Below are 2,578 nucleotides of genomic sequence, written 5' to 3'. Positions count from 1 at the left end.
TTTTCATAGTTTTTCGTAACAAAAATATTTATTATTTCGGTAAGCTACCACATAAGCTGAGTTAACGTGTTGCATATCTATAAGTTATAGTGTAGGAGTTGAATTAATTGATAGATGTTAAAGAATTTTATGATGAATTATTAAATAATGATATTGATTTCTTTACGGGGGTTCCGGATTCTTTATTGAAATCATTTTGTGCTTATATTAAGGACAATGTTAGCGTTGAAAAGAATATAGTTGCTGCTAATGAGGGGAATGCTGTGGGATTGGCAGCTGGGTATTATTTAGCGACGAATAAAATCGGATTAGTTTATATGCAGAATTCAGGTGTTGGAAATGCATTGAATCCTCTTGCATCTCTCGCTGATAAGCTGGTTTATAGTATTCCAATGCTTTTGGTAATCGGCTGGAGGGGAGAACCAAATACAAAAGATGAACCTCAACACAAAAAACAAGGAATAATAACAACTGAAACATTAGATATGTTAGAAATTAAATATGAGATTTTAGACGAAAACATGGATAATGATTATATGAAATTAAAGATAAAAGAAGCACATAAATATATGAGGGAAAATAATGAGCCCTATGCATTAGTTATTAAAAAGAATACCTTTAGCGAATATAAGCTAAAGAATAATCCTATTTTAGATTTTGAAATGACAAGAGAAGAGGCTATTGAAATAATAGTATCTAATATGAAGGAAAATTCAGTAATAGTATCAACTACTGGAATGGCATCGAGGGAACTCTTTGAATTAAGAGAGAAATATAAACAAAATCATAGTAAAGACTTTTTAACAGTGGGTTCTATGGGACATGCATCTCAAATAGCTTTGGGAATTGCACTAAGCAAAAAAAATAAAGAGGTATATTGTATTGATGGAGATGGAGCTTTACTAATGCATCTTGGAGGACTGGCTATAATAGGGAATCAAAAGCCTAAGAATTTTAAGCATGTATTGATAAATAATGGTGCTCATGATTCAGTGGGAGGCCAGGAAACTGTTGGATTAAAGATAGATACATTAGCTATTGCAAAGGCTTGCGGCTATAAAGAATGTTATTCATGCAGTTCAAAAACGGATTTATTAAATCTAGCCGAAGAAATTAAAAATGTAGAGGGACCAGTACTTATAGAAGTTAAAGTAAAAAAAGGTGCACGAAAGGATTTAGGAAGACCTATTACAACGCCAAACGAAAATAAAAAAATGTTTATGGAATTTTTAGAAAGTTAGTGGGGGGATTACATTGGAAATTAAGAGAAACATATTGTTAAATCCAGGACCAGCAACTACTTCAGATACAGTTAAACTTGCTCAAGTTGTACCAGATATTTGCCCAAGGGAAAAAGAATTTGGTGATGTTATGGAATTTGTATCCAAGGAGCTTACTAATTTTGTAGGCACAAATGATGAATACACAACTGTACTATTTGGCGGTTCTGGGACAGCAGCAGTTGAAGCCATACTAAGTTCTGTAGTGGATAACAGAACAATATTAATAATTAATAATGGAGCTTATGGCAAAAGGATGTGCGAAATAGCTGAAGCATATAATTTAAATTATATAGAATTTAAAAGTTCTCCTATAGAAGGAATTGATTTAAATGAGCTGGAGAAAGTCTTAAAAGCACATAACTTTGACAATGCAAAGTCTGGTAATGATTATATAAGCCATTTGGCAGTAATTCATCATGAAACTACTACAGGGATACTAAATGATATAAAGGTTATAGGGGAGATTTGTAAAAAATATGATATAGAGATGATTGTTGATGCAATGAGTTCATTTGCAGGAATGCCTATAAGTATGAATGAAATGAACATCAAGTATTTAGCATCAAGCTCAAATAAATGTATTCAAGGAATGGCAGGAATAAGCTTTGTAATAGCAAACAAAGAGTCTTTAGAAAATACTAAAGCTATAAAACCAAGAAATCTCTACCTTAATATATATAAGCAATATTTATATTTTAAAGATAATTATCAAATGAGGTTTACGCCTCCAGTACAGGTACTTTATGCTTTAAAGCAGGCTATTATAGAAGCAAAAGAGGAGACTATAGAAAAAAGATATGAAAGATATAAAGCATGCTGTAAAATCTTGTGGGATGGATTAAATAAGCTTAAACTAAAAAAATTAGTTGATGAACAAAATTCATCAATGCTTCTAACTTCAATTATTGAGCCTGAAATTGCAAATTACAGCTTTGATGATTTACATGATTATTTATATAACAAAGGTTTTACAATATATCCTGGTAAAATAGCTTCTCAAACTACTTTTAGAATTGCTAATATAGGACAAATATATCCTGAAAATATGGTTAAGTTTATAGAAATATTAGAAGAATACTTTGCAGAGATTATTTAATATGCAATCCTTCGGTTGGGTTTTATGTTAAGCCATTATTTCAATTTATGGGGAATTATAGAGTTTTCAATTGTAAAATTGAGTGATATCAACACTTGTGAGAGTGTTAAGTAGTGAAAAATGAAGAATGAATGATGAATGAATAAGGAAGAAAAGCCTTTGGCTTTTCAAAAATAAAATATTTAAGAAATTACGAAGC

Annotated in this window: 2 protein-coding genes; both read left to right on the top strand. The window is 30.8% G+C overall.

Annotated elements, in window-relative coordinates:
* Nucleotides 1-107 precede the first annotated feature (107 nt).
* On the top strand, nucleotides 108-1,241 hold the full coding sequence (gene aepY, locus COL3_RS24790; RefSeq protein ID WP_008428459.1) for a phosphonopyruvate decarboxylase: 1,134 nt from the start codon (nucleotides 108-110) through the stop codon (nucleotides 1,239-1,241).
* 13 nt (nucleotides 1,242-1,254) lie between these two features.
* Nucleotides 1,255-2,379 (top strand): 2-aminoethylphosphonate aminotransferase, encoded by a 1,125-nt coding sequence (locus tag COL3_RS24785; protein WP_008428457.1) that lies wholly within the window; start codon nucleotides 1,255-1,257, stop codon nucleotides 2,377-2,379.
* Nucleotides 2,380-2,578: the final 199 nt, after the last annotated feature.

Source organism: Clostridium sp. LS (genome assembly GCF_002760435.1).
GTDB lineage: Bacteria > Bacillota > Clostridia > Clostridiales > Clostridiaceae > Clostridium.
Note: the sequence above shows the minus strand (reverse complement) of the source record. Positions and strands in the feature narration are given on the sequence as shown.